The sequence below is a fragment of the Mycolicibacterium nivoides genome, from assembly GCF_003855255.1.
Taxonomy (GTDB): Bacteria; Actinomycetota; Actinomycetes; order Mycobacteriales; family Mycobacteriaceae; genus Mycobacterium; species Mycobacterium nivoides.
The window spans coordinates 3,990,651-4,015,841 of the sequence record NZ_CP034072.1; the positions used below are offsets into that span (position 1 = coordinate 3,990,651).

The window sequence follows — 25,191 nt, forward strand, 5'->3', positions numbered from 1 at the left end:
TCCTCTGGGCTTCGCGCGAGCGCTCAGCCCTTGGCCTCTCGGGGTAGGCCGAGCACCCGCTCGGCGATGATGTTGCGCTGGATTTCGTTCGACCCGCCGTAGATGGTGTCCGAACGCGAGAACAGGTACAGCCGCTGCCACTCGTCGAACTCGCCCTCGGGCAGCGCCAGTCCGGCCATGCCCTGCACGTCCATGGCGATCTCGCCGAGCTCGCGATGCCAGTTGGCCCACAACAGCTTCGACACGTTGTCCTGGCCGGGCTGTTCGACATCCATCGTTGCCAGGGCGTAGGACCGCATGGCCTGCAGGCCGGTCCACGACTCGGTCAGCTTTTGGCGGATCAGCGGATCGTCGGCCGCGCCGGTGCGCTTGGCCAGCTCGACGAGGTTGGCGTGCTCACGGGCGTAGCGGATCTGCTGGCCCAGCGTGGACACCCCGCGCTCGAAGGTCAGCGTGCCCATGGCCACGCGCCAGCCGTCTCCGGGCTGACCGACCACGAGCGACGCCTCGGTGCGGGCGTCGTCGAAGAACACCTCGTTGAATTCGGAGTCACCGGTCAGCTGGATGATCGGGCGGATCTCGACGCCGGGCTGATCCAGCGGCACCAGCAGATAGGACAGACCGGCGTGCCGCTTGGAGCCCTTCTCGGTGCGCGCCACCACGAAGCACCACTGCGCCCAGTGGGCCAGCGACGTCCACACCTTCTGGCCATTGATGCGCCACTGTTCACCCTCGGCATCGAGCTCGGCCGTCGTCGCCACATTGGCCAGGTCGCTGCCGGCATTGGGCTCGGAATAGCCCTGGCTCCACAGCTCGGTGACGTCGAGGATCTTCGGCAGGAACCGCTGCTGCTGTTCGGGGGTGCCGTACTCGATGAGCGTCGGCCCGAGCAGTTCCTCGCCCAGGTGGTTGACCTTGTCGGGAGCGTTCGCGCGGGCGTACTCCTCGTAGAAGGCGACGCGATGCGCGACCGACAGCCCGCGGCCGCCGTGCTCCACCGGCCAGCCGAGGCAGGTCAGTCCCGCCGCGGCCAGATGCTGATTCCACGCCCGGCGCTCTTCGAAGGCTTCGTGTTCACGCCCCGGTCCACCCAGGCCCTTGAGCGCTGCGAATTCGCCAACAAGATTGTCTGCGAGCCACTGCCGGACCTCGGCCCGGAACTCCTGGACCTCTATCACCCCTGTAGGCTAACCTACCAAGCACTTGCTTTGTTAAGGGAGCATCGATGACGAGCGATCGCCGCACCGTTCCAGCGGTGCTGGACCGGGTTGCCGTGCAGTTTTCCGACCATGAAGCGCTGGTCACTGCCGGCGGGGCCGGCGATTCAGCAGGTGACGATAAGTGCCTCACCTACTCGGAACTGCGCGCGCACGTACGCCAAGCCGCCGCGGCGATGATCGACCTCGGTGTCGAACCCGGCGACCGGGTGGCGATCTGGTCCCCCAACACCTGGCACTGGGTGGTGGCCTGCCTGGCCACCCATTACGCCGGCGCGGAGATGGTGCCGCTCAACACCCGCTATACCGCCAGCGAGGCCACCGACATCCTGGCCCGCACCGAGGCCCCACTGCTGATCGCCTCGGGCGAGTTCCTGGGCTCCGACCACGCGGCCGAACTGGATCGCGACGCGCTGCCGGCGCTGCGGCACATCGTGCGGGTGCCCATCGAAAAACAGGACGGAACCTGGGACGAGTTCGTCGCCCGCGGGACCGACCTCGAAGCTGTCGACGCCCGCGCCGCGGCGGTACAGCCCGACGACGTCTCCGACATCCTGTTCACCTCCGGCACCACCGGACGCAGCAAGGGCGTGCGGTGCGCACACCGCCAGTCGCTCGACGGATCGGCGGCCTGGGCCGAGTGCGGTCAGGTCAGCAGCACCGACCGCTACCTGTGCATCAACCCGTTCTTCCACAACTTCGGCTACAAGGCCGGCATCCTGGCCTGCCTGCAGACCGGCGCGACGCTGTACCCGGTGCTGACGTTCAAGCCAGAGCAGGCCCTCAAAATCATCGCCGAACAGCGCATCACCGTCCTCCCCGGCCCGCCGACCATCTTCCAGACCCTGCTGGACCACCCGAAGCGCGCCGACTACGACCTGTCCTCGCTGCGCTTCTCTGTCACCGGCGCGGCCGTCGTCCCGGTGGTCCTGATCGAGCGGATGCAGTCCGAACTCGACATCGACATCGTGCTGACCGCCTACGGCCTCACGGAGGCGGCCGGCTTCGGCACCATGTGTCGCCCCGACGACGACGCCCTGACGGTGGCCACCACCTGCGGTCGGCCCATCGCCGATTTCGAACTACGCCTGGATGATTCGGGCGAGGTGTTGCTGCGCGGCCCCAACGTCATGCTCGGCTACCTCGACGACCCCGAGGCCACCGCGGCGGCCATCGACGCCGACGGCTGGCTGCACACGGGCGACATCGGCACGCTGGACACCCGCGGCAACCTGACCATCACCGACCGCCTCAAGGACATGTTCATCTGCGGCGGGTTCAACGTGTACCCGGCCGAGATCGAGCAGGTGCTGGCCCGGTTGGACGGGGTGGCCGAGGCCGCGGTGATCGGCGTGCCCGACGAGCGGCTCGGCGAGGTCGGCAAGGCCTACGTGGTGCTCAAGCCCGGGGTGGCGCTCGACGAGGCCGCCGTAATAGCCCACACCCGCGAGCATCTGGCGAACTTCAAGGTGCCGCGATCAGTTGAGTTTCTGGATGTGCTGCCGCGAAATCCGGGCGGCAAGGTGATCAAACCGGTGCTGCGCAGCAGAGGGACCCGAGAAGGGGTGCAATGGACCTGACATTCGACGACGAGACCGAGGCCTTCCGGGCCGAGGTCCGCGACTTCCTGAAAGCCAACCGGGAGTCGTTCCCGACGAAGTCGTACGACACCCTTGAGGGTTTCGAACAGCACCGCCGCTGGGACAAGGTGCTTTTCGACGCCGGGCTGTCGGTGATCGCGTGGCCCAAGGAGTACGGCGGCCGTGACGCCACCCTGCTGCAGTGGGTGGTGTTCGAGGAGGAGTACTTCCACGCCGGCGCTCCGGGCCGGGCCAGCGCCAACGGCACTGCGATGCTGGCGCCGACACTGTTCGCGCACGGCACCGAAGAGCAACTCCAGCGTGTGCTGCCGAAAATGGCCAGCGGCGAGGAGATCTGGGCCCAGGCCTGGTCCGAGCCGGAGTCCGGCAGCGACCTGGCCTCCCTGCGTTCGACGGCCACCAAGGTCGACGGCGGCTGGAAGCTCAACGGGCAGAAGATCTGGAGCTCACGCGCACCGTTCGGTGAGCGCGGCTTCGGCCTGTTCCGCTCCGACCCGGAGGCCCAGCGCCACAAGGGTCTGACCTACTTCATGTTCGACCTCAAGGCGCCCGGCATCACCGTGCGCCCGATCGCCCAGCTCGGCGGGGACACCGGTTTCGGCGAGATCTTCCTCGACGACGTGTTCGTGCCGGACAACGACGTGATCGGCGGCGTGCACGAGGGCTGGCGCGCGGCCATGAGCACGTCGAGCAACGAGCGCGGCATGTCGCTGCGCAGCCCGGCGCGCTTCATGGCTCCAGCTGAACGCCTTGTCGCGCAGTGGAAGTCCAATCCTGATCCGGTGTTCACCGACCGAGTCGCCGATGCCTGGATCAAGGCCCAGGCCTACCGGCTGCACACCTTCGGCACCGTGACCCGGCTGGCCAACGGTGGTGAGCTGGGCGCCGAGTCCTCGGTGACCAAGGTGTTCTGGTCCGACCTGGACGTCGCCCTGCATCAGACCGCATTGGACATGCAGGGTCCTGACGCCGAGTTGGTCGACCACTGGACCGAAGGTCTGCTGTTCGCTCTTGGCGGCCCGATCTACGCCGGCACCAACGAGATCCAGCGCAACATCATTGCCGAGCGCCTTCTTGGCCTGCCCCGGGAGCCGAAGTGAATTTCGAAATCGACGAACAGCAGCGGGACTTCGCGGCCAGCATCGACGCGGCGCTGAGCGCCGCCGATGTCCCGGCTGCGGTACGCGCCTGGGGCGAGGGTGACACCGGGCCGGGCCGAAAGGTGTGGGCACAGCTGACCGACCTCGGGGTCACCGCGCTGCTGGTGCCCGAGAAGTACGACGGCATCGAGGCACATCCTGTCGACCTCGTGGTCGCCCTGGAGCGGTTGGGCTACTGGGCGGTGCCCGGTCCGGTAACCGAATCCATCGCCGTCGCACCGATTCTGCTCACGAACGACGAGCGTTCGGGTGCGCTGGCCTCCGGCGAGCTGATCGCCACCGTCGCCATGCCTCCACAGGTGCCGCGCGCGGTCAACGCCGACTTCGCGGGACTGACGCTGCTGGCCGCCGACGGTCAGGTCGGTGACGCGACTGCCGGCGATGCGCACGATTCCGTCGACCCCGCCCGAAAGCTGTTCGACGTCACGGCCTCCGGTGACACCCAGGCCGCCGACACCGCGCGGGCCTATGAGTTCGGTGTCCTGGCCACCGCCGCCCAGTTGGTAGGCGCCGGCCAGGCCATGCTCGACCAGTCCGTCGAATACGCCAAGCAGCGAGCACAGTTCGGCCGGATCATCGGCTCGTACCAGGCCATCAAGCACAAGCTGGCCGACGTGCTCATCGCCGTCGAGCTGGCCCGCCCGCTGGTCTACGGCGCGGCGCTGTCGCTGGCCAGCCAGAAAGATGGGGCCACGTCGCCCGACACCGCACGTGACATCAGCGCGGCCAAGGTCGCCGCCGCCGACGCCGCCCTGCTGGCCGCCCGCTCTGCGCTGCAGACCCACGGCGCCATCGGGTTCACCCAGGAACACGACTTGTCCCTGTCACTGCTGCGCGTGCAGGCGTTGCGCAGCGCTTGGGGCGATCCCACCCTGCACCGCCGTCGACTGCTGGAGGTCCTCTCGTGAGTGAAGAACGCCAACTGCTGCGCGAAACCGTCGCCGCGCTGGTGGACAAGCACGCCTCCCCCGAGGCAGTGCGCACCGCGATGGAATCCGAACGCGGCTACGACGAGAAGCTGTGGAGCCTGCTATGCGAGCAGGTCGGCGCCGCCGCTCTGGTGGTGCCGGAGGAGCTGGGCGGCGCCGGAGGCGAACTCGCCGATGCCGCGGTGGTTCTCGAAGAGCTCGGTAAGGCCCTGGTGCCGACGCCGCTGCTCGGCACCACGCTGGCCGAGCTCGCCCTGCTGGCCGTCGGAGATCACGAGCCGCTCGAAGGTCTCGCCGAGGGCGCCTCCATCGGCACCGTGGCATTCGACGCCGACTACGTGCTCAACGGCGACGTGGCCGATGTCGTCATCGCCGCCGACGGGGAGAACCTGACCCGCTGGACCACGTTCACCGCCACTCCCAAATCCACCATGGATCTGACCCGCCGGCTGTCCGCGGTGATCCCCGGCGACACCGTCGTCCTCGGCGCCGACCCGGGACTGGCCGACACCGCGGCCCTGTTGATGGCCGCCGAACAGATCGGCGCCGCGTCGCGCTGCCTGGACCTCACCGTCGCCTACACCAAGGACCGGGTGCAGTTCGGCCGCGCGATCGGCAGCTTCCAGGCGCTCAAGCACCGGATGGCCGACCTGTACGTCAAGGTGTCCTCGGCGCGCGCCGTCGTCAACGACGCCATCGCCGCCCCGTCAGCCACCACGGCCTCTCTGGCCCGCTACTTCGCCAGCGAGGCGCTGTCCGCGGTGACGGCCGAGGCCATCCAACTGCACGGCGGTATCGCCATCACCTGGGAGAGCGACATCCAGCTGTACTTCAAGCGCGCCCACGGCAGCGCCCAGTTGCTGGGTCCGCCGCGTGAGCATCTGCGCCGGCTCGAAGCCGAGGTCTTCTAGGCGGCTCGGCCGCCGCCGTCTTCTAGCCTGCAATACATGGACAACCACGTCGCACTGCGAGCCGGAATCCCGCCGTTTCACGTCATGGACGTGTGGCTGGCCGCCGACGAGCGCCAGCGCATGCACGGCGACCTGGTCAACCTGTCCGCCGGGCAGCCCAGCGCCGGGGCGCCGACGGCGGTGCGTGATGCCGCCGTCGCCGCGCTGAACCAGGGCCAGCTCGGCTACACCGTCGCGCTCGGTCTCCCCGAGCTGCGCGCCGAGATCGCCGCGTCGTACCGCAAGTACGGTGTCGAGGTCGGCGTCGACGAGGTGGTGCTCACCACCGGATCCTCGGGCGGGTTCCTGCTGACCTTCCTGGCCTGCTTCGACGTCGGTGACCGGGTGGCGATCGCCAGCCCGGGCTACCCCTGTTACCGCAACATCCTCACCGCGCTAGGCTGCGAGGTGGTCGAGATCCCGTGCGGCCCCGAGACCCGGTTCCAGCCGACGGTCGCGATGCTCGACGCGCTCGATCCCCCGGTGGCCGGTGTGATCGTCGCCAGCCCGGCCAACCCGACCGGCACCGTCATCCCGCCCGCCGAGTTGGCCGCCATCGCGACATGGTGTGACGACTCCGGTGTGCGGTTGATCAGCGACGAGGTCTACCACGGCCTGGTCTACCCCGGTGCGCCCGAAACCAGCTGCGCGTGGCAGACCTCGCGCAATGCCGTTGTGGTCAACAGCTTCTCGAAGTACTTCGCGATGACCGGGTGGCGGCTGGGCTGGCTGCTGGTGCCCACCGGGCTGCAACGCGCGGTCGACCGGCTCACCGGCAACTTCACCATCTGCCCACCCGCACTGGCCCAGCATGCCGCGGTGGCCGCGTTCACGCCGGAGTCACTGGCCGAGGCCGACGGCCTGCTCTCGCACTACGCCGACAACCGCACACTGCTGCTCGACGGGCTGCGTGGCATCGGTATCGACCGGTTGGCCCCGACCGACGGCGCCTTCTATGTGTACGCCGACGTCAGTCACTACACCGACGACTCACTGGCCTGGTGCTCGAAGCTGTTGACCGAGACCGGTGTTGCCATCGCTCCCGGCATCGACTTCGACACCGTGCGCGGCGGCTCCTATGTCCGGCTGTCCTTCGCCGGGCCGACCAGCGATATCGAAGAGGCGCTGCGCCGCATCGGTGCCTGGTTGGGCTGACGCGCCCACCGATCGCGCCGAGACTACGGTTTTTGACGGGAAATCACGGATTTCACAGCAAAACCCGTAGTTTGGGCGGAGACAAGTGACGCGTACCAGTCCAGCAGATCCGGATTGTCCACGGCGCTGCGCTCGACCACCTTGGCCGCGTCAGCGCCCTGGAACAGCTTCTTGATCGGGACCTCGAGCTTCTTACCCGTGCGGGTGTGTGGGATGCCCGGGGCAACAAGGATGTCGTCGGGCACGTGCCGTGGCGACACCTCGGTGCGGATGGTCTGAATGATCTTGTCCCGCACTGTGTCCGTGAGCTCGACACCCTCGGCGAGCACCACGAACAACGGCATCCAGTACCCGCCGTCGGGCTGCTCGGCCCCGATCACCAGCGCCTCGGCGATCTCGGGCAACCGCTCGACCGACTGATAGATGTCGGCGCTGCCCATACGGATGCCGTTGCGGTTCAGGGTGGAGTCCGAGCGCCCGTGCACGACGACGCTGTCGTGATCGGTGATGGTGATCCAGTCGCCGTGCCGCCACACGCCGGGGAACATCTCGAAATAGGCATCGCGGTACCGGGATCCGTCGGCATCGTTCCAGAACGCGATCGGCATCGAGGGCAGTGGTTTGGTGATCACGAGCTCGCCGACCTCGCCGCGCACCGGATTGCCGGATTCGTCCCAGGCATCCACTGCCGCACCGAGGTAGCGCGCCGACAGCTCACCCGGCCACACCGGCACGGTCGGCACACCGCCGATGAAGGCCGACACCACGTCGGTTCCGCCGCTGATCGATGCGACCTGTACGCGCTCACCGACGTTGTCGCGCAGCCACAGTGCCGACGAGGGCGGCAGTGACGATCCGGTGATGCCCACGGTTCTCAACGCCGACAGATCATGCTCTTCGCGGGGTACCGCACCGGCCTTCGCACAGGCCAGCACATAACCGGGACTGGTGCCCAGAATCGTCGCACGGACGGTGGCCGCGATGTGCCACAGTGCGTCGGCCGCCGGATAGGTGGGGCTGCCCTCGTAACAGACGATGGTGGCCCCGACCAGCAGGCCGGCCACCTGGAAATTCCACATCATCCAGCTCGGGCTGGTGTACCAGAAGAAGGTGTCGTCACGACCGATGTCGGACTGCAGCGACACCGCTTTGAGGTGTTCGAGCAGCACGCCGCCGTGGCCGTGCATGATGCCTTTGGGCAGCCCGGTGGTGCCCGACGAATACAGAACCCAAAGCGGATGATCGAAATCGACCGGCGTCGTAGCCAACTCGCTCTTACCGGCGGTCGCCGACTCCCAGTCCAGCCAGTCGTCACGGGCCGCACCCAGTCGTGACACCAGCACCGAGGCCTTCAACGTGGGCAGACCCTCGCGGACTGCGGCGATATCGGCGCTCTTGTCGTGGGACTTGCCCCCGAACTGGTAGCCGTCGGCGGTCACCAACACCGTCGGCTCCAACTGACCGAGCCGGTCGAGAGCCGCCTTGGCGGTGTAGTCCTGTCCGCAGGCGCTCCAGATCGCGCCGATGCTCGCAGTAGCCAGGAAGGCGATGATCGCCTCGGCGATGTTGGGCAGGTAGCCGACCACCCGGTCACCCGGCTCCACGCCGAGCGATCGCAAGGTGTACGCGAATGACGCGGTACGGCGCAACAATTCGGCCCAGGACAGCTCGGTGACGGCGCCGCCCTCGGCGACGGTGAGAATGGCCGGTCGATCGGTCCGGGCCTGGCGGGCCACCTGGTCGACGTAGTTGAGCCGGGAACCGGGGAACCAGCGCACGCCCGGCATCGCGTCGCCGACGAGCACCTGCTCTGGCCGCTCACCCAGGTCGAAGTAATCCCACAGCGCGCCCCAGAATGCGGCCGGATCATCGACGGACCATTGCCACAGGCTCTGATAGTCAGGCGCGCTGATACCGGTGCGGGACTCCACGAACCGGGCGAAGTCGGTGACCTTCGCGGCCGCGACGCCTTCCGGGGTCGGTTCCCATTGAGCTTCTGTTGTGGTCATCGTGCGCTCCACCCACCATCCATCGTGTACGACGCCCCGGTCACCATCCGGGCGTTCGGCGACGCCAGCCAACCTACCAACGCGCCCACCTCTTCCGGCTCGACCAATTGCTTGACCGCGCTTTCCTTCAGCAGCACCTCGGCCAGCACGTCCTGCTCTGGAATGCCGTGGATGCGAGCCTGATCGGCGATCTGTTCGGTGACCAACGGGGTCCGCACATAGCCGGGGTTGACGCAGTTACTGGTCACCCCGTGCGGGCCGCCCTCGAGCGCGGTCACCTTCGACAACCCCTCCAGTGCATGCTTGGCCGTGACGTAGCCGGACTTGAACTCCGAGGCGCGCAGGCCGTGCACCGAGGAGATGTTGACGATGCGACCGAACCCCTGGGCATACATGTGCGGCAGCGCGGCGCGGATCAACAGGAACGGCACCTCGACCATCAAAGCCAGCAGCATCCGGAACCGCTCGGGCGGGAATTCCTGGATCGGGTGGATGCTCTGCACCCCGGCGTTGTTCACCAGGATGTCGCAGTCCAGCTGCAGCGTCTCCAGCGCCGAGACGTCGAGAAGGTCCACTGCCCAGGGCTTTCCGCCGATCTCCTCGGCCACGGAAGCCGCGGCAGGTCCGTTGATGTCGGCCACCGTGACCACCGCACCGAGGGACGCCAGCTCGCGGGCACATGCCGCGCCGATCCCGCTGGCAGCCCCGGTGACCAGTGCCGTGCGGCCGGCCAGATCGCTCATGCCGCGGCCCGCTGCAGATCGGCGGCATCGATGTCGGCCAGGTCCACACCCTTGGTCTCGCGGGTGAACGCCAGCGCGATCAGCGTCACGAGAGCGGCCAGCGCGAGGTACACCGCGATCGGCACGGAGGAGCCGTAGGTCTTCAACAACCAGACCGCGATAATCGGCGCCAGCGACCCGGCGGCGATCGAGGTGACCTGATAGCCAAGGGAGACACCGGAATAGCGCATCCGGGTGGGGAACATCTCGGACATCAGCGCGGGCTGCGGCGCGTACATCAGGGCATGGATCACCAGGCCAAGCGTGATGGCCCCGATCACCGGCAGATACTGACCGCTGTCCATCATCGGATAGGCGAAGAAGCCCCAGCAGGCTGCTCCGACAGCACCGAAGAAGTACACCGGACGACGTCCGTAACGGTCCGAAAGCGCCCCTACCGTCGGGATGGCCACGAGGTGCACCGTGTGGGCGATGAGCAGCCACCACAGGATGTCGCTGGTGTCGGAGTGCACGTGCTCCTTGAGATAGGTGATCGAGAACGTGACCACCAGGTAGTACATGATGTTCTCGCCGAAACGCAGGCCCATCGCGGTGAACACCCCGCGCGGATAGCGCTTGAGCACCTCGATCGCACTGAACGAGCTGGCCTTGATCTGTTCGGCTTCCTGTTGGGCCGCAACGAAGATCGGAGCGTCGGTCACCTTGGTGCGGATGTAGTAGCCGATCAGCACCACCACAGCCGACAGCCAGAACGCCACGCGCCAACCCCAGGACAGGAACGCGTCGGCACTGAGCAGTCCGTTCAGCAGCAGCAACACCACGGTCGCCAGCATGTTGCCTACCGGCACGCCGGCCTGCGGCCAACTGGCCCAGAAACCGCGCGAACGGTTCGGGCTGTGCTCGGCCACGAGCAGCACGGCACCACCCCACTCGCCGCCGACCGCGAAGCCCTGCAGGAACCGCAGGACCACCAGCAAGATCGGTGCCAGGTAGCCGATCTGCGCGTAGGTCGGCAGGCAGCCCATCAGGAACGTGGCCAAGCCGACGAGTACCAGGCTGAACTGCAGCAGTTTCTTGCGGCCGAACTTGTCGCCGTAGTGACCGAACACGATGCCGCCCAGGGGGCGGGCCAGGAAGCCGATGGCGTAGGTACCGAAGGCCGCCATGATGGTGTCCAGGTCATTGCCGCCCTGCGGGAAGAACAACTTGTTGAACACCAGCGTGGCGGCGGTTCCGTACAGGAAGAACTCGTACCACTCGACCACCGTGCCCGCCATCGATGCGGCGACGACACGGCGCAGACCGGTCATATTGGGCGCGCTCATCCGCGGCTCTCCTCATTGCTCATTACTGTGATGCCCCTTACAGCTTTCGTGAGTATTCATGCACGCCGAACTCGCCGCAATGGGTAAAACCGCACGAGCAGTCTGCAAAAATGCAGAAATGGACGGTCCGCAACGCTCCGGGCGCCCCAGCGCGGACGATCTGCTCGTGCTGCTCGCGGTCGGCCGGTCCGGCCGCTACACCGCCGCGGCCGATGAGCTGGGCATCAACCACACCACGATCTCGCGGCGTATCGCCGCGTTGGAGCAGGCCATCGGGGGCCGGGTACTGACCCGGGCCGGCGGCGGCTGGGAACTCACCGACCTCGGCCGCGAGGCGCTGGCCGCCGCCGAGGCCGTCGAGTCCGCGGTATCCACCCTGAGTACCACCGGCGCCCGGCAACTCGAGGGCGTGGTCCGGGTCTCGGCGACGGACGGCTTCAGCGCCTACATCGCCGCCCCCGCGGCGGCCCAGGTGCAACGCCGTCACCCTCGCCTGACCGTCGAGATCGTGACCGCCACCCGCCGCGCTTCTCAACAGCGGTCGAGCCTGGACCTCGAGATCGTGGTGGGAGCGCCCCAGGTACGACGAGCCGAGGCGATCCGCCTCGGTGACTACTGCCTTGGCCTGTACGGCGCGCGCTCCTATCTCGCCGAACACGGCACCCCGTCCGGCATCGCGGACCTGGCCCGATTTCCGTTGGTCTACTTCATCGATTCGATGTTGCAGGTCGATGACCTCGACATGGCCACCAGCTTTGCGCCGGCCATGCGCGAATCCGTGACGTCCACCAACGTTTTCGTTCACGTCGAGGCCACCCGCGCCGCTGCGGGGCTGGGGCTGCTTCCGTGTTTCATGGCCGACCGGCACGAGGATCTGGTTCGGGTGCTGCCCACAGAACTGACGGTTCGGTTGAGCTACTGGCTGGTGGCCCGGGCCGAGACGCTGCGCCGCCCGGTGGTGGCCGCCGTGGTCAAGGCGATCCAGGATCGGATGGCCGACCAACACGATGTGCTGCTCGGCATTCGCTGAACCGATGAGAAGAATGCTTGCGGTCCGGCCCCGATATTGCTGCAGTGAGCGGTATGCCATTCATCGAGCACGAACGCGGCCGCGCCTACTACCGGCACTGGGCCGCAGCGGAACCCCGCGCAGCCGTCGTCTTCCTGCACGGGTTCGGTGAACACACCGGGGTCTACCACCGGTATGGTTTCGCGCTCAATGCCGCGGGCATCGACCTGTGGGCGGTCGATCAGTTCGGGCACGGACTGACTCCGGGCACCCGGGGCGACTTCGGCAGCATCGAGGACAGTTGGGCACTGGCGGAGGCACTGACCACCCTCGCCGAGCAAGAGAGCGCCGGCATACCGCTGGTGGCACAAGGACATTCGTTCGGCTCGGTGGTGACCCTGTTCCGGCTGCTCGGTGCACCCGACCGGTATCGGGCCGGCATCATCTCCGGCGCTCCGTTGGTGCCGATCCCCGAGATGCTCGATGCGGACACCGAATTGGACCTGGACCCCACCTGGCTCTCGTCCGACCCGTTCTACCTCGACGCCCTGGAGAACGATCCACTGGCCTTCGTCGACGCCGATGGAGCCGCGCTCACCCGCGAGCTGGACCGGGCCTGGGACCGGTTCGGTGCCGAACTGCCCAAGCTGACCGTGCCGACCCTGGCCCTGCACGGTTCTGCCGACGTCATCGCCCCGATCGGTGCGGTGAAGGCCTACTCCGAACAGATAGAAGCATTGCAGTTCAAGGAATTTCCGGGTGGGCGCCACGACATCCTCAACGAGTCCGCGCACCGCGAGGTCGCCGTGGACATCGTGGAGTTCATCGGCGCTCACATCGGCTAGCGCGCAGCCTCATACCCCGCCGTGAGCCAGTAGATGGTCCGATCGAGGCTGGGCAGGATCTCGGTGATGGCGATCTCGCCCGCGGTGAAGCGGCCGACCAGACCGAACACCAGGCTGGTCACGATGGTGTCGAGATCGTGGACGAATGCCTCGTCCACCCCGGTCAGGATGGACCGACCCGTGGGTACGACGATATCGAGGCCCCGGCGCACCAGGCGGTCCCCGCCCGGCGCCGCCCTGGCCCGCGAGTAGGCCCTGAGCATGTCGGGGTGCTTCTCCCACGGCTCGAAGATGGTGCGGAACATCCGCATCAGCGCCTCGTAGAGGGACTCCTCCGACTCACGCACCTGCCCGGCCACTCCCGAGTACCGGTTCTCGGCCATCCAGGAATCCAGCGCGGCCAGGATCAACTCGTCGCGCGTGGCGTAACGCTTGTAGATCGTGGCCAGTGAGGTCTTGGCCCGGCGTGCCACCTCACGCAGTTGCACCCCTTCATAGCCCTCGGTCTCAAGGAGGTCCACGACGATGTCGAGGACCCGATCACGTTCAGCTGCCACTTTGAGAACACCCTTGCCGCCGGAGAGTAACCACGTTACCGTACCGCTGTAACACGGTTACAGCCATTCGGCGAAGCGAGGATCAATGGGAAATCTGGACGGAAAAGTCGCCTTCATCACCGGGGTAGCCCGAGGTCAGGGGCGCAGTCATGCGGTGACACTCGCCGGTGAAGGCGCTGCCGTCATCGGTGTGGACATCTGCGCCGACATCCCATCGAACGGGTATCCGATGGCCAGCCGCGACGAGCTCGACGAGACGGTCGCCCTCGTCGAGGCAGCGGGCGGCAAGATGGTCGCCGCCGTCGCCGACGTCCGCGATTTCCATGCGCTCAAAGCCGCACTCGACGCGGGCGTCGAGCAGTTCGGGCGCCTGGACATCGTGCTCGCCAACGCGGGCATCGCCACGATGGCATTCCGCGAGCTGACCATCGAAGAAGACCTCGATATGTGGAACGACGTGATCGACGTCAACCTCGTCGGCTCGTTTCACACCGCCAAGGCCGCGATCCCCCACTTGATCGAGGGCGGGCGCGGTGGATCGATCGTCTTCACCAGTTCGACCGCCGGACTGCGCGGCTTCGGTGGGCTCCAGGGCGGAGGCCTGGGCTACGCGGCATCCAAGCACGGCATCGTCGGGCTGATGCGCACCCTGTCCAATGCCCTTGCCCCACACAGCATCAGGGTCAACTCGGTGCATCCCACCGCGGTCAACACCATGATGGCGGTCAACCCGGCGATGACGGCGTTCCTGGAGAACTACCCCGACGGCGGTCCACATCTGCAGAACCCGATGCCGGTGTCATTGCTGGAGCCGCAGGACATCAGCGCGACCATCAGCTACCTGGTGTCCGACGCTGCCCGCTACGTCACCGGAGTCACCCTCCCCGTCGACGCCGGCTTCACGAACAAACTCTGATGGGGCGGGTCACCGGCAAGCGCGTGCTGATCACCGGCGCAGCACGTGGCATGGGCCGAAGCCATGCCGTACGCCTCGCCGAGGAAGGCGCCGACCTTATCCTCATCGACATCTGCGAATCGCTGCCGGAGGTGGAATATCCCCTGGCCACCCGCGACGATCTCGACGAAACCGCCAGCCTGGTCAGGGAACTCGGCCGTCAGGCGCTGACCTATGTGGTCGACGTGCGCGACGGTGCGGCATTGAGCGCCGTGGTCGCCGAGGGAGTGGCCGTGCTCGGCGGTCTGGAGGCCTCGGTTGCCAACGCCGGGGTGCTGACCGCGGGCACCTGGGACACCACCACCGCGGAGCAGTGGCGCACCGTCGTGGACGTGAACCTGATCGGCACCTGGAACACCTGCGCAGCCGCACTGCCGCATCTGGTGGAACGCGGCGGCAGCCTGATCAATGTCAGTTCGGTGGCGGGGCTCAAGGGTTCACCGCTGCACACGCCCTACACGGCATCCAAACACGGTGTGGTCGGCCTCAGCCGTGCCCTGGCCAATGAGCTTGCCGCGGTGAACGTTCGGGTCAACACCGTGCATCCCACGGGAGTCGCCACCGGGTTGCGGCCGGACAGCCTGCACACCCTGCTCCACGAGACTCGTCAAGACCTGGGTCCGATCTTCCAGAATGCGCTGCCGATCCAGATGACCGAGGCGCTGGACATCAGCAATGCGGTGCTTTTCCTGATCTCCGACGAAGCCCGGCACGTCACCGGCCTGGAGTTCAAGATCGACGCCGGGGTGACGATCCGATGACCGCATCCGACACCCGGGCCGAGCGCGGCAGGCGCGAATTCGCCGAGGTGATGACGTTCACGGCCCCCGAGGACGATTCTCCTGCGACCGCCAACCTCATCGACTTCGTGTTCGCCGAGGTATGGCCGCGGGCCGCCTTGAGCCGCCGGGATCGGCGATTCGTCACGCTGCCGTGCGTCGCGGCGGCCGATGCCGACGGGCCGTTGCGCGACCACGTGTACGCCGCACTCAACAGCGGCGATGTCTCCATCGTCGAAATGAGGGAAACCGTCCTGCATTTCGCGGTGTACGCCGGCTGGCCCAAGGCCTCTAGGTTCAACGGCGTGGTGGACGAGCAATGGGAGCGCATTCACCACGAACGCGGTCTCACGCCGCCGGCACCGAGTCCGCTCCTGCCGCTGACCACACCGAGTGATCCAGAGGACCGCTTGGCCTGCGGCGAGCAGTCCTTCCGGGACGTCAACTGCATGCCATACACGCCGATTCGGGACAATCCCTTCTCAGGTGCCGGCATCCTCAACTTCGTCTTCGGGGAGATGTGGCTGCGCCCCGGACTCGGGATGAAGGAACGTCGACTGGTAACGGTGGCCTGTGTGGCGTTTCAGGACGCGCCCATTCCAATCGTCAGCCACGTCTACGCCGCGCTCAAGAGTCGCGACGTGTCTTTCAAGGAAATGGACGAACTGGCATTGCATTTCGCGGCCTATTACGGATGGCCCAAGGCCTCGCACCTGAACCAGGTGATCGGAGAGCAGAAGCAGCGGGTGTTGCAGGAATGGGAAGCCGAAGCGTGATCTTCGAGCACATCTACCCGGCCACCGGCCAACCGAACGGAACCGTAGCGCTGGCCGGTGCCAGCGAGATCGACAACGCGGTGCAAGCGGCGACCAAGGCGCAGCGGCAATGGGTCTCGCTCACCGCCGACCGGCGCCGGGACCTGCTGATCGACCTGGCCGACGTCGTGCACGAGCACCTCGACGAGCTCGCGAAACTCAACGTGGCCGACTACGCGGTGCCGATCTCGTTCGCGGGCACCGCAGTCCTCCTCGAAGGGTTCCTGCGACATTTCGCGGGCTACGCCGACAAACCGCACGGGGTGACGACTCCAGTCAGCGGGTCGTTCGACATCAACCTCGTCGAACGCGAGCCGTACGGCGTCGTCGGCGTCATCACGCCGTGGAACGGCGCCCTGGTCGTCACCGGATCGTGTGTCGCCCCGGCCCTGGCAGCCGGCAACGCCGTCGTCCTCAAACCCTCGGAACTCGCCCCGTTCGCGGCGCTGCGTTTCGGCGAGCTGTGCGTCGAGGCGGGATTGCCCGAGGGCCTGGTGGCCGTCGTCCCAGCCGATGCCGATGGTGGCGACGCCCTGGTGCGTCATCGAGGTATCGGCAAGATCGCCTTCACCGGCGGTGGGGTGACAGCACGCAAGGTGCTGCAAGCTGCCGCAACGAATCTGACGCCGGTGGTCACCGAGCTGGGCGGCAAATCAGCCAACATCATCTTCGCCGATGCCGACCTGGACCTGGCCGCATCGCTGTCGGCACATCAGGGCCCGCTCATGCAATCAGGCCAGAGCTGCGCGTGCGCGAGCCGGATACTCGTCCATGATGCGGTCTACGACGAATTTCTCGAGAAGTTCCTCGGCATCGTCGGCGCGGCCCGCATCGGTGACCCGATGGATCCCGCGACCACGTTCGGGCCGGTGATCAGCCAGGCGGCCGCCGAGCGGATCCTGGCCGCCGTCGATACCGCCGTGTCCAGCGGGGCGGGCGAATTGTTGTTGGGCGGCAAGCGGATCGATGGCGACGGCTACTACGTCGAGCCGACCGTGTTCGGCGGCGTCGACAACGCCTCGGAACTCGCGCAGTTGGAGACCTTCGGGCCGGTGGTCTCGGTGATGAGATTCCGCGACGAGGACGAGGCCGTGCAGATCGCCAACGACACCCCGTACGGCCTGAACGCATTTGTTCAGACGACGGATCTCAACCGCGCGCACCGAGTGGCCCGTCGACTCGAGTCCGGTTCGGTGTGGATCAACCAGTTCAGCCAGATCTCGCCGCAGGGACCGTACGGCGGCTACAAGCAGAGTGGCTCGGGCCGCACTGGCGGTATCGAAGGCCTCCACGAGTTCCAGCAGGTGAAGAACATCCGGATCGCTGTGCGCTGATTTCCCGGCTCCGGTTGACGTGAGCCAGACAACACTCCACAATAACCGTCATGTTCGGTCAGAAATCCACATTGACGGTCAGCCGTGCTGCCGGTTGAGCGTCATGAGGCGATCGTCGAGGCGGTAGGCACCGCGCAGGCGGTCAGCACGGACGAACTCGTCCGCCGCCTCGGGGTATCGGCCGAGACGGTCCGCCGCGACCTGGCCTTTCTCGAAGAGCGCGGAGCGTTGCGCCGGGTTCACGGCGGCGCCGCGGCGGTTGCCGACCACCGACCCATCGAGCCTCCGTACTCCGAGCGCACGATGATCCGGCACCAGGCCAAGGCCCAGCTGGCCCGGGTGGCTGCGGGACTGCTCGAAAACGGGCAGACCGTGATCATCGACATCGGCACCACGGCCGTCGCCGTCGCCCACGCCATCCCCCGCAGCTTCACCGGCACCGTGATCACCCCTTCGCTGCCGGTCGCGATCGAGCTGGCCGACCGCCCCGGAATCCAGTTGCTGCTGGCCGGCGGACGGGTCCGGGCCGGCGACCTGGCCTGCTCGAACGCACACACCAAGGCGTTCTTCACCGACATTTACGCCGACATCGCCCTGCTCGGCTCCGGCGGCGTGGACGCGGCGGCCGGGCTCACCGACTTCCATCTCGACGAGATCGACGTACGCCGCACGATCATCGCCAACAGCGCGCGCAGCTACATCCTGGCCGACTCCTCCAAGCTCGGACAGGTAGCGCCCTATCGGGTGTGCGATCTGAGCGCCGTCAACGGCCTGATCACCGACCAGAACACCGATCCGGCCGTTGCAGCGGCCTTCGAAGAGACGGGAGGTGTGGTCATGCCGGCGCGGCCGGCAAGCGCCTGAAACGGGTGCGGGCGACGTTGCAGCGTCGCCCGCGGACCGAGCCTCATCATCGCGAAACAGTCAATTTCCCTCAGAAAGCCCGATCATGCCCAATTCTTCCACACCGCCCACACCACCGAGCCGCCCCGAAAACGTGTCCGCATACGGCTATACCGAGACCCTGGAACGCGGCACCGGCAAGTTCGCCTCCTTCGCCGTGGCGTTCGCATTCGTCTCGATCGCCACCGGCATCTTCACCACCTACGGCAGCGTGCTCAACAGCTCCGGCCCGATGGGCATCTGGACCTGGCCGATCGTCATCGTCGGCCAGGTGGCGGTGGCCCTGCTGCTCGGCTCGCTGGCCGCCCGCATCCCGGTGACCGGCTACGCGTACCAGTGGGTGTCGCGGCTGGCCAACCCCATCCTCGGCTGGATCACCGGGTGGATCTCGTTCACGTTCCTGGCGATCGTCGTCGTCGCGGTGGACTACACCGTGGCGGCCACCGTGGTGCCCGCATTGTTCGACTTCACCGGAACCCCGTTGACGTCATTCGAGATCACCGCCGCGGTGCTGCTGCTGCAGGCCATCTTGGTCGGACTGTCGACCAAATGGACCGAGCGGGTCAACAACTTCGCCGTCACCGCGGAGCTGATCGGGATGGTCGCCCTGGTGGTCCTGCTGTTCGTCGTGGGTGTGGTCGCCCACAAGCTGTCGGTCGGCAACCTGTTCTCCCGGGGTGACATCCCGGCCGAGGGGTACTGGAGCTTCGGGACCGCCACCTCGGTGGGCCCGTGGATGCTCGGCTTCCTGCTCGGCGCCTTCACCATCGTCGGCTTCGAGTCCGCCGCGAATCTGGCCGAGGAAACCAAGAAGCCCGAAATCGTTGTGCCGCGCGCAATGTGGCAGGCCGTGCTGGCCTCGGGCGTGCTGGGTTTCCTGTTCCTGTTGGTGGTGACCGCCGCCGTCAACGATCCGACCACGCTGGCCCAGTCGGGCACCCCGATCGCCGACGTGATCCGTGACATCCTCGGCTCCTTCGTCGGCACCGCGCTGCTGGTGCTGGTGGCGGTCGCGATCTTCGCCTGCGGCCTGGTGATCCTGATGAGCGGCGTGCGCCTGGTCTGGGCGATGTCGCGCGATCAGCGCTTCCCGGGATGGCAGTTGCTGCACAAGGTCTCGCCGCGGTTCCGCACCCCGGCCAATGCCACCGTGTTCATGGCAGCCACCTCGGCGGTGATCCTCGGGATCTTCTCGACCAGCACCGACGCGTTGTTCAAGCTGTTCTCCGCGGCCACTCTGCTGCCCGCATCCATCTACGCCATCACCATCGCGCTCTACATCGCGACCCGCAAGAAGCTGCCCGCCAGCGCCGGATTCAGCCTGGGCCGCTGGGAGATTCCGGTCCTGGTGATCGCCGTGGTGTGGCTGGTGTTCGAACTGTCGCTGTTCCGCGACGCGTCCTTCAAGGATCCTTGGTTGTACGTCCTGGCAATGGTGGCGATCGGTGCGGTCTACCTCGGCTACCTGCTGGTCACCCGAGGCAAGGAGGGTTTGAAGATGCCCGAGCTGGCCTCGATCGACGCCGAACTGGACCATGTCGCAGGCGATACCGAGGACGCCGTGAAATGACGGTACTGGCCATCGACCAAGGCACCTCGGGCACCAAGGCGATCGTTGTCGATCCCCAAGAGGGTGTAGTAGGCGTTGCCGAGGTCGCTGTCCACCCGCGCTACCTCGACGGCGGCGGCGTCGAGCAGGACCCGGCAGAACTGCTGGAGTCCGTGCTCGGCGCCGGACGCGCCGCCCTCGACGAGGCCGGCCGCCCTGTCGACGCGGTTTCGCTGGCGAATCAGGGCGAGACCGTGCTGGCCTGGGATCCCGGGACCGGCAAGCCGCTGACCCCGGCCATCGTATGGCAGGACCGCCGGGCCGAGGCCTTGTGCGCCGACCTCGGCGCACATGCCGACATGCTCGCCGCCCGAACCGGATTGGTGCTCGACCCCTACTTCTCGGCGCCGAAGATGGCCTGGCTGCGCCGCAACATGGGAGCCGCGGCCGGCAGTGTCGTAACAACATCCGACACGTGGCTGCTGCACCAGCTCACCGGCGAGTTCGTCACCGACGCCACCACTGCCAGCCGCTCGGCGGCCGTGGAACTGGGCGGCCGGGACTGGAGCCACGAGTTGCTCGCAGTGTTCGGGCTGGACGGCGAACGGCTGCCCCGAATCGCCGCAAACGACGAGATCATCGGCACCACATCGGCTTTCGGATCGGATGTCCCGGTCGGCGGCATCGTGGTGGACCAGCAGGCCGCGCTGCTGGCCGAGGCGTGCCTCGAACCCGGCATGGCCAAGTGCACGTTCGGCACCGGTGCCTTCCTGCTGTCGAACACCGGGACCACCCCGGTGCGCTCGACCACGGGTCTGACCTCGTCGGTGGCCTGGCGGGTCGGCGGCATCGACTCGTTCTGCATCGACGGCCAGGTCTACACCGCCGCATCGGCCGTCAAATGGCTCACCTCGCTCGGCGTGATCAGCGGAGCCGCGGAGATGGATGCCATCGCCGAACCCGACAACGGCGGGGTGATGTGCGTGCCCGCGCTGGCGGGCCTTGCCGCGCCATGGTGGAAATCGCAAGCCACCGCGACGATCTCGGGCATGACCCTGTCGACCGGGCGCGGCCACATCGTGCTGGCGGTACTGCAGGGCATCGCCGCACAGGTCGCCGAACTGGTGTCGGCGATCGACGCCGACGCACCGCCGCTGACCCGGCTGCGTACCGACGGCGGGCTGACCCAGTCCACGGTCCTGATGCAGGCCTGCGCCGACATCCTGCAGGTGCCCGTCGACGTGTATCCCTCAGCGCACGCCACCGCGCTGGGCGCTGCCGCGCTGGCGCGGCTCAGCCTGGCACCCGAGAAGTCGGTGTCCGACGTCGTCGCCGACTGGACCCCGTCGGCCTGCTACGAACCCCGGTGGAGCCCGGCGCGCGCCGCCGAATTCCGCTCGGCCTGGCGAGAGCTGGCCGAAACCACGTATCACCAGGAGAATTCATGAACACCCCGACCTCCGACGCCTTTGACGTCGTGGTCATCGGAGCCGGCATCGTCGGCTCAGCCATAGCGCGTGAGCTGTCCGGATACCAACTGTCGGTTGCGCTGCTCGAAGCCCGCGACGATGTCGGCGACGGAACCAGCAAGGCCAACACGGCGATCCTGCACACCGGGTTCGACGCCAAACCCGGAACGCTGGAATCCACCATGGTCAGCCGCGGCTACGAACTGCTCTCCGACTACGCGGCCCACACCGGGATCCCGGTCGAGCACACCGGCGCCATCCTGGTGGCCTGGGACGACGAACAGCTCGATGCCCTACCGGGGTTGAAAGAGAAGGCCGAGGCCAACGGGTATCACCGGTGCGAGATCGTCGATTCCGCAGCCGTCTACGCCGCGGTTCCTGACCTGGGGCCGGGCGCCCTCGGCGGACTCACCGTGCCTGACGAGTCGATCATCTGCACCTGGACGGTCAACCTCGCGCTGGCCACCGACGCCGTCAACCGGGGCACCACCCTGCTGACCGATCACCGGGTGGAGCGCGTCGAGACCGGTGCCGAGGTCACCACGCTGCACACCTCCGCGGGCACTGTGCGCACCCGATGGGTGGTCAACGCGGCCGGTCTGGGCGCCGATGTCATCGACAACCTGTTCGGCTTCTCCCGATTCACCGTGACCCCGCGCCGCGGCGAGCTCATCGTCTACGACAAGCTGGCCCGACCGTTGGTCGACAAGATCGTGCTGCCGGTGCCGACCTCGCGCGGCAAGGGCGTTCTGGTCAGCCCCACCATCTACGGCAACGTCATGCTCGGCCCCACCTCCGAGGACCTCACCGACCGCGGCGCAACAGGCACTTCGGAGAGCGGATTCGAGTTCCTGCTCGAAAAGGGTCGCGCGCTGATGCCCCGACTCCTTGCCGAGGAGGTCACCGCGACCTACGCCGGGCTGCGCGCGGCGATCGACCACGGGGACTACCTGATCGAAGCCGATCCGGCGCAGCATTACCTGCTGGTCGGCGGCATCCGGTCCACCGGCCTGACCGCGGGCATGGCGATCGCGGAATACGCCCGTGATCAACTGGTCTCGGCCGGCCTTGAGCTGACCCCGGCCGTCGATCTGCCCGACCCGCCGCAGATGCCCAATCTCGGCGAGGCATTCCCCCGTCCCTATCAGCAGGCCGAGAAGATCGCCGCCGACCCCGCCTACGGCCGGATCGTGTGTTTCTGCGAACGGGTCACCGAAGGTGAACTGCGCGATGCCTGCCATTCCGTCATCCCACCCGCGGCCCTGGAAGGCCTGCGTCGACGCACCCGCGTGATGAACGGTCGTTGCCAGGCATTCTTCTGCGGTGCCGAGGTGCAGTCGGTCTTCGAGCGGGAATCTCAGGAGAGCAATCAGTGAGCACCTACGACGTCGCGATCATCGGCGGCGGGCCCGCGGGTCTTACCGCCGCGGCCGAGCTGGCCCGCGACTCAAGCCTGAATGTGGTTGTGCTGGAACGCGAATCCGAAGCCGGAGGCATTCCGCGGCACAGCGACCATCCTGGCTACGGCATCCGCGACATGAAGACGTTCATCGGCGGGCCGGCCTACGCGCGCCGCCTGGTCCGCGAGGCCACAGCGGCCGGGGCCGCGATCCGGACGGCCACCATGGTCACCGGCTGGGCCGGCGACAGGTCCCTTGAGCTCACCTCGCCCGACGGGCGCGAACGCCTCGACGCACGTGCGGTCATCCTGGCCACCGGTGCCCGCGAGCGGGCCCGCCCGGCCCGGATGATCCCCGGCGACCGGCCCGGTGGCATCTACACCACCGGGCAGCTGCAGAACACCGTGCACCTGCAGCACCGCAGTGTGGGCAAGCGGGCCGTCATCGTCGGGGCCGAACTGGTCAGCTACTCGGCGGTGCTTACCCTCAAGCACGCGGGATGCGAAACCGCTTTGATGACAAGCGAATACCCGTCACCCGAGTCCTACGCGATGTTCAACATCGCCGGCCGGACCCCGCTGATGAACGTCGAGGTCGCCACCACCACCCGGGTGACCCGCATCATCGGCAAGGGCGTCGTCGTCGGCGTAGAGGTCGAGAACACGCGGACCGGGCAACGCCGCATCGTGGCCTGCGACACCGTGGTCTTCACCGGCGACTGGATTCCCGACCATGAGCTGGCCCGCTCCGCCGGCCTCGACATGGACCCGAGCAGCCTGGGGCCCGTCGTCGACACCGCGCTGCGGACCAGCCGGGAGGGGGTGTTCGCGATCGGCAATCTGCTGCACCCGGTGGACACCGCCGACATCGCCGCGCTCGACGGCCGTCACGTGGCCGCGCAGGTGCGTCGCTACCTAGACGGTGCGCCCACCCCGAACCAGGCGATCCGCATCGAAGCCGCAGCCCCGCTGCGCTGGGTCGCCCCGGGCCTGCTGAGGCCGGGCGATCCCGCACCCGCGCGGCATCGGCTGCTGCTATGGACCGACAGCCTGGTGCGCATCCCGAGAGTGGTTGCACGCCAAGATGGAAAGGTCGTCGGCCGCAAGACCCTGCCGTGGCCGGCCTCACCGGGCCGGGTGTTCAGGGTGCCGTCCAGCATCCTCGACGCGGTCGATCACCGCGGCGGACCGGTCAGCCTTTCGCTGGGGTGAACGTGATGTTGAGTTCGGTGAGACCCCGCAGCAGGAACGTCGGCTCGTAGTTGTAGTTCCGTCGTCCGGCCGGGCCGTGGGCGGATTCATCGATCCCGATGTCCCGCATACGGTCCAGGAGGCGACGGACGGTGATCTGTCCTTCGACCCGGGCCAGCGGCGCCCCGGCGCAGGTGTGGATGCCCCGGCCGAAAGCGATGTGTTCACGGACGTTCTTGCGATCTGGCCGGAACTCGTGTGGATCGTCGAACTTGCGGGGATCGCGGTTGGCCGCACCCAGGCACAGCATGACGATGGTCCCGGCCTTCAGGTGCACCCCGCCGAGGGTGGTGGTCTTGCGGACGAGCCGGAAATCGATCTTGGTCGGCGAGTGCATCCTCAGCGCTTCCTCGATGAAAGTCGGAATGCCGTCGGGGTTCTCGCGCAGTGTCTGCTGATACTCCGGGTAGTCACCGAGGGTCTGGACAGCGGCGGTGAGGAGCTTGGTGACGGTCTCCTGGCCTGCGGCGAACAGGAACGTGGCCGGCTTCACCACCTCGAGCAGTTCGGGCGTCGACCCGTCGGGATACGTCGCGGTGGCCATGCCGGAGAGCACGTCTCCGCGCGGCTCGCGTCTGCGCTCGGCGAGGTAACCGGCGAACTTGTCGTCCAGATACTGCAGGGGGTCGAGCCCGACGGGCTCACCGTCGAGGGCCCCGACACGGTTACCCTCCGGCCGCTCGGCGCCCAGTGCGGCAAGGAATTCGGGGCGGTCTTCCTCGGGAACGCCCAGTAGGTCGATGATCGCCGAGGTGGCAAAGGGTTTGGCGTACTCGGAGAGGAACTCGCATTTCCCGGCCGCACCAGAGGGGTCGATGAACCGGTCGAGTTGGCGATCGACCAGTTGCCACATGTAGTCCTCGTTCTCCTTGAGCCGCCGCGGCGTCAGCAGCTTGCTCAGGAGCGAACGGGCCCGCTCGTGCTGCGGCGGGTCCATCACCACCATGTGCTCGTGGATCGGGAACAGATGGCGGTGCGCCTCGATCTGCTCACTGATGTCGTCACCCTCGGGTTCGAAGGGCAGCGGCGGGAACAAACCGCCGATGGCATTCACGGCCGAGAACGACGCATGATCCTTGAAGGCAGCCATGACTTCCTGGTAGCCGGTCACCGCGACCACACCGTGGTGCGGTTCGGCGAACACCGGCCCGTTGCTGCGCAGGTACTCGTAGTACTCGTACGGATCCTGCGCGACGGCCGGGTCGGTGAAGTAGTCGACGGAGGCGAGATCGGTCAT

At 67.3% G+C, this 25,191-nt stretch carries 22 protein-coding genes; 16 read left to right on the forward strand and 6 right to left on the reverse strand.

Annotation, left to right across the window (positions count from 1 at the left end; all coding sequences use genetic code 11):
* Positions 1-23: 23 nt before the first annotated feature.
* Positions 24-1,178: an acyl-CoA dehydrogenase IpdE1 gene (gene ipdE1, locus EH231_RS19440; RefSeq protein ID WP_090430559.1), complete on the reverse strand. Its 1,155-nt coding sequence runs from the start codon at positions 1,176-1,178 to the stop codon at positions 24-26.
* Between the two features lie 47 nt (positions 1,179-1,225).
* On the opposite strand from ipdE1, the gene fadD3 reads away from it, so the two are divergent.
* From fadD3 to EH231_RS19465, 5 genes are read left to right on the forward strand one after another with little or no spacing between them, the layout of a single operon-like run.
* Positions 1,226-2,797: a 3-((3aS,4S,7aS)-7a-methyl-1,5-dioxo-octahydro-1H-inden-4-yl)propanoate--CoA ligase FadD3 gene (gene fadD3, locus EH231_RS19445; protein WP_090430557.1), complete on the forward strand. Its 1,572-nt coding sequence runs from the start codon at positions 1,226-1,228 to the stop codon at positions 2,795-2,797.
* Entirely contained in the window at positions 2,788-3,918 is a 1,131-nt protein-coding gene (locus EH231_RS19450; protein ID WP_090430555.1) for an acyl-CoA dehydrogenase family protein, read from the forward strand. The genes fadD3 and EH231_RS19450 overlap by 10 nt, the downstream gene beginning before the upstream one ends.
* Positions 3,915-4,886: an acyl-CoA dehydrogenase family protein gene (locus tag EH231_RS19455; RefSeq protein ID WP_124713115.1), complete on the forward strand. Its 972-nt coding sequence runs from the start codon at positions 3,915-3,917 to the stop codon at positions 4,884-4,886. Before EH231_RS19450 ends, EH231_RS19455 begins: the two co-directional genes overlap by 4 nt.
* Positions 4,883-5,818, forward strand: coding sequence for an acyl-CoA dehydrogenase IpdE2 (gene ipdE2 / locus EH231_RS19460; protein WP_090430551.1), 936 nt, complete (start codon positions 4,883-4,885; stop codon positions 5,816-5,818). The genes EH231_RS19455 and ipdE2 overlap by 4 nt, the downstream gene beginning before the upstream one ends.
* A 36-nt stretch (positions 5,819-5,854) precedes the next feature.
* Positions 5,855-7,012: a pyridoxal phosphate-dependent aminotransferase gene (locus EH231_RS19465; RefSeq protein WP_164480957.1), complete on the forward strand. Its 1,158-nt coding sequence runs from the start codon at positions 5,855-5,857 to the stop codon at positions 7,010-7,012.
* Between the two features lie 23 nt (positions 7,013-7,035).
* Here the strand turns inward: EH231_RS19465 and EH231_RS19470 are convergent, their stop codons facing one another.
* From EH231_RS19470 to EH231_RS19480, 3 genes are read right to left on the reverse strand one after another with little or no spacing between them, the layout of a single operon-like run.
* Positions 7,036-9,021, reverse strand: a complete 1,986-nt coding sequence (locus tag EH231_RS19470; RefSeq protein WP_124713117.1) for an acetoacetate--CoA ligase — start codon at positions 9,019-9,021, stop codon at positions 7,036-7,038.
* Positions 9,018-9,764, reverse strand: a complete 747-nt coding sequence (locus EH231_RS19475) for a 3-hydroxybutyrate dehydrogenase (protein ID WP_090430547.1) — start codon at positions 9,762-9,764, stop codon at positions 9,018-9,020. The genes EH231_RS19470 and EH231_RS19475 overlap by 4 nt, the downstream gene beginning before the upstream one ends.
* A complete protein-coding gene (locus EH231_RS19480) occupies positions 9,761-11,089 on the reverse strand; it encodes an MFS transporter (RefSeq protein ID WP_090430545.1) in 1,329 nt (442 codons plus the stop codon). Before EH231_RS19480 ends, EH231_RS19475 begins: the two co-directional genes overlap by 4 nt.
* A 118-nt stretch (positions 11,090-11,207) precedes the next feature.
* Between EH231_RS19480 and EH231_RS19485 the strand changes: the two genes are divergently transcribed.
* Positions 11,208-12,119 carry a LysR family transcriptional regulator gene (locus EH231_RS19485; RefSeq protein WP_124713118.1) on the forward strand — a complete coding sequence of 304 codons (912 nt, stop codon included), beginning with the start codon at positions 11,208-11,210 and terminating at the stop codon, positions 12,117-12,119.
* Between the two features lie 53 nt (positions 12,120-12,172).
* The gene (locus EH231_RS19490) at positions 12,173-12,943 is read left to right on the forward strand and encodes an alpha/beta fold hydrolase (RefSeq protein ID WP_124713119.1); all 771 of its coding nucleotides are present in this window, start codon (positions 12,173-12,175) and stop codon (positions 12,941-12,943) included.
* Here the strand turns inward: EH231_RS19490 and EH231_RS19495 are convergent.
* Positions 12,940-13,500 (reverse strand): TetR/AcrR family transcriptional regulator, encoded by a 561-nt coding sequence (locus tag EH231_RS19495; RefSeq protein ID WP_090430539.1) that lies wholly within the window; start codon positions 13,498-13,500, stop codon positions 12,940-12,942. The two genes, EH231_RS19490 and EH231_RS19495, sit on opposite strands and share 4 nt — an antisense overlap.
* Before the next feature lie 85 nt (positions 13,501-13,585).
* Here EH231_RS19495 and EH231_RS19500 point away from each other — a divergent pair, with 85 nt between their 5' ends.
* From EH231_RS19500 to EH231_RS19540, 9 genes are all read left to right on the forward strand, one after another.
* Positions 13,586-14,416: a mycofactocin-coupled SDR family oxidoreductase gene (locus EH231_RS19500; RefSeq protein WP_090430538.1), complete on the forward strand. Its 831-nt coding sequence runs from the start codon at positions 13,586-13,588 to the stop codon at positions 14,414-14,416.
* A complete protein-coding gene (locus EH231_RS19505; protein WP_170856363.1) occupies positions 14,416-15,216 on the forward strand; it encodes a mycofactocin-coupled SDR family oxidoreductase in 801 nt (266 codons plus the stop codon). The genes EH231_RS19500 and EH231_RS19505 overlap by 1 nt, the downstream gene beginning before the upstream one ends.
* The gene (locus tag EH231_RS19510) at positions 15,213-16,010 is read left to right on the forward strand and encodes a carboxymuconolactone decarboxylase family protein (protein WP_090430536.1); all 798 of its coding nucleotides are present in this window, start codon (positions 15,213-15,215) and stop codon (positions 16,008-16,010) included. The genes EH231_RS19505 and EH231_RS19510 overlap by 4 nt, the downstream gene beginning before the upstream one ends.
* Entirely contained in the window at positions 15,992-17,383 is a 1,392-nt protein-coding gene (locus EH231_RS19515) for an aldehyde dehydrogenase family protein (RefSeq protein WP_234927305.1), read from the forward strand. Before EH231_RS19510 ends, EH231_RS19515 begins: the two co-directional genes overlap by 19 nt.
* 84 nt (positions 17,384-17,467) lie before the next feature.
* Entirely contained in the window at positions 17,468-18,247 is a 780-nt protein-coding gene (locus tag EH231_RS19520) for a DeoR/GlpR family DNA-binding transcription regulator (protein WP_090430532.1), read from the forward strand.
* An 85-nt stretch (positions 18,248-18,332) separates the two neighbouring features.
* Positions 18,333-19,856 carry an amino acid permease gene (locus tag EH231_RS19525; RefSeq protein WP_090430530.1) on the forward strand — a complete coding sequence of 508 codons (1,524 nt, stop codon included), beginning with the start codon at positions 18,333-18,335 and terminating at the stop codon, positions 19,854-19,856.
* Positions 19,853-21,283: an FGGY family carbohydrate kinase gene (locus tag EH231_RS19530; RefSeq protein ID WP_090430528.1), complete on the forward strand. Its 1,431-nt coding sequence runs from the start codon at positions 19,853-19,855 to the stop codon at positions 21,281-21,283. The genes EH231_RS19525 and EH231_RS19530 overlap by 4 nt, the downstream gene beginning before the upstream one ends.
* A complete protein-coding gene (locus tag EH231_RS19535) occupies positions 21,280-22,680 on the forward strand; it encodes an NAD(P)/FAD-dependent oxidoreductase (RefSeq protein WP_090430526.1) in 1,401 nt (466 codons plus the stop codon). The genes EH231_RS19530 and EH231_RS19535 overlap by 4 nt, the downstream gene beginning before the upstream one ends.
* Complete coding sequence (locus EH231_RS19540) at positions 22,677-23,915, forward strand: NAD(P)/FAD-dependent oxidoreductase (protein ID WP_090430524.1); 1,239 nt, start codon at positions 22,677-22,679, stop codon at positions 23,913-23,915. The genes EH231_RS19535 and EH231_RS19540 overlap by 4 nt, the downstream gene beginning before the upstream one ends.
* Here the strand turns inward: EH231_RS19540 and EH231_RS19545 are convergent.
* Positions 23,896-25,191: a cytochrome P450 gene (locus EH231_RS19545; RefSeq protein ID WP_090430522.1), complete on the reverse strand. Its 1,296-nt coding sequence runs from the start codon at positions 25,189-25,191 to the stop codon at positions 23,896-23,898. The two genes, EH231_RS19540 and EH231_RS19545, sit on opposite strands and share 20 nt — an antisense overlap.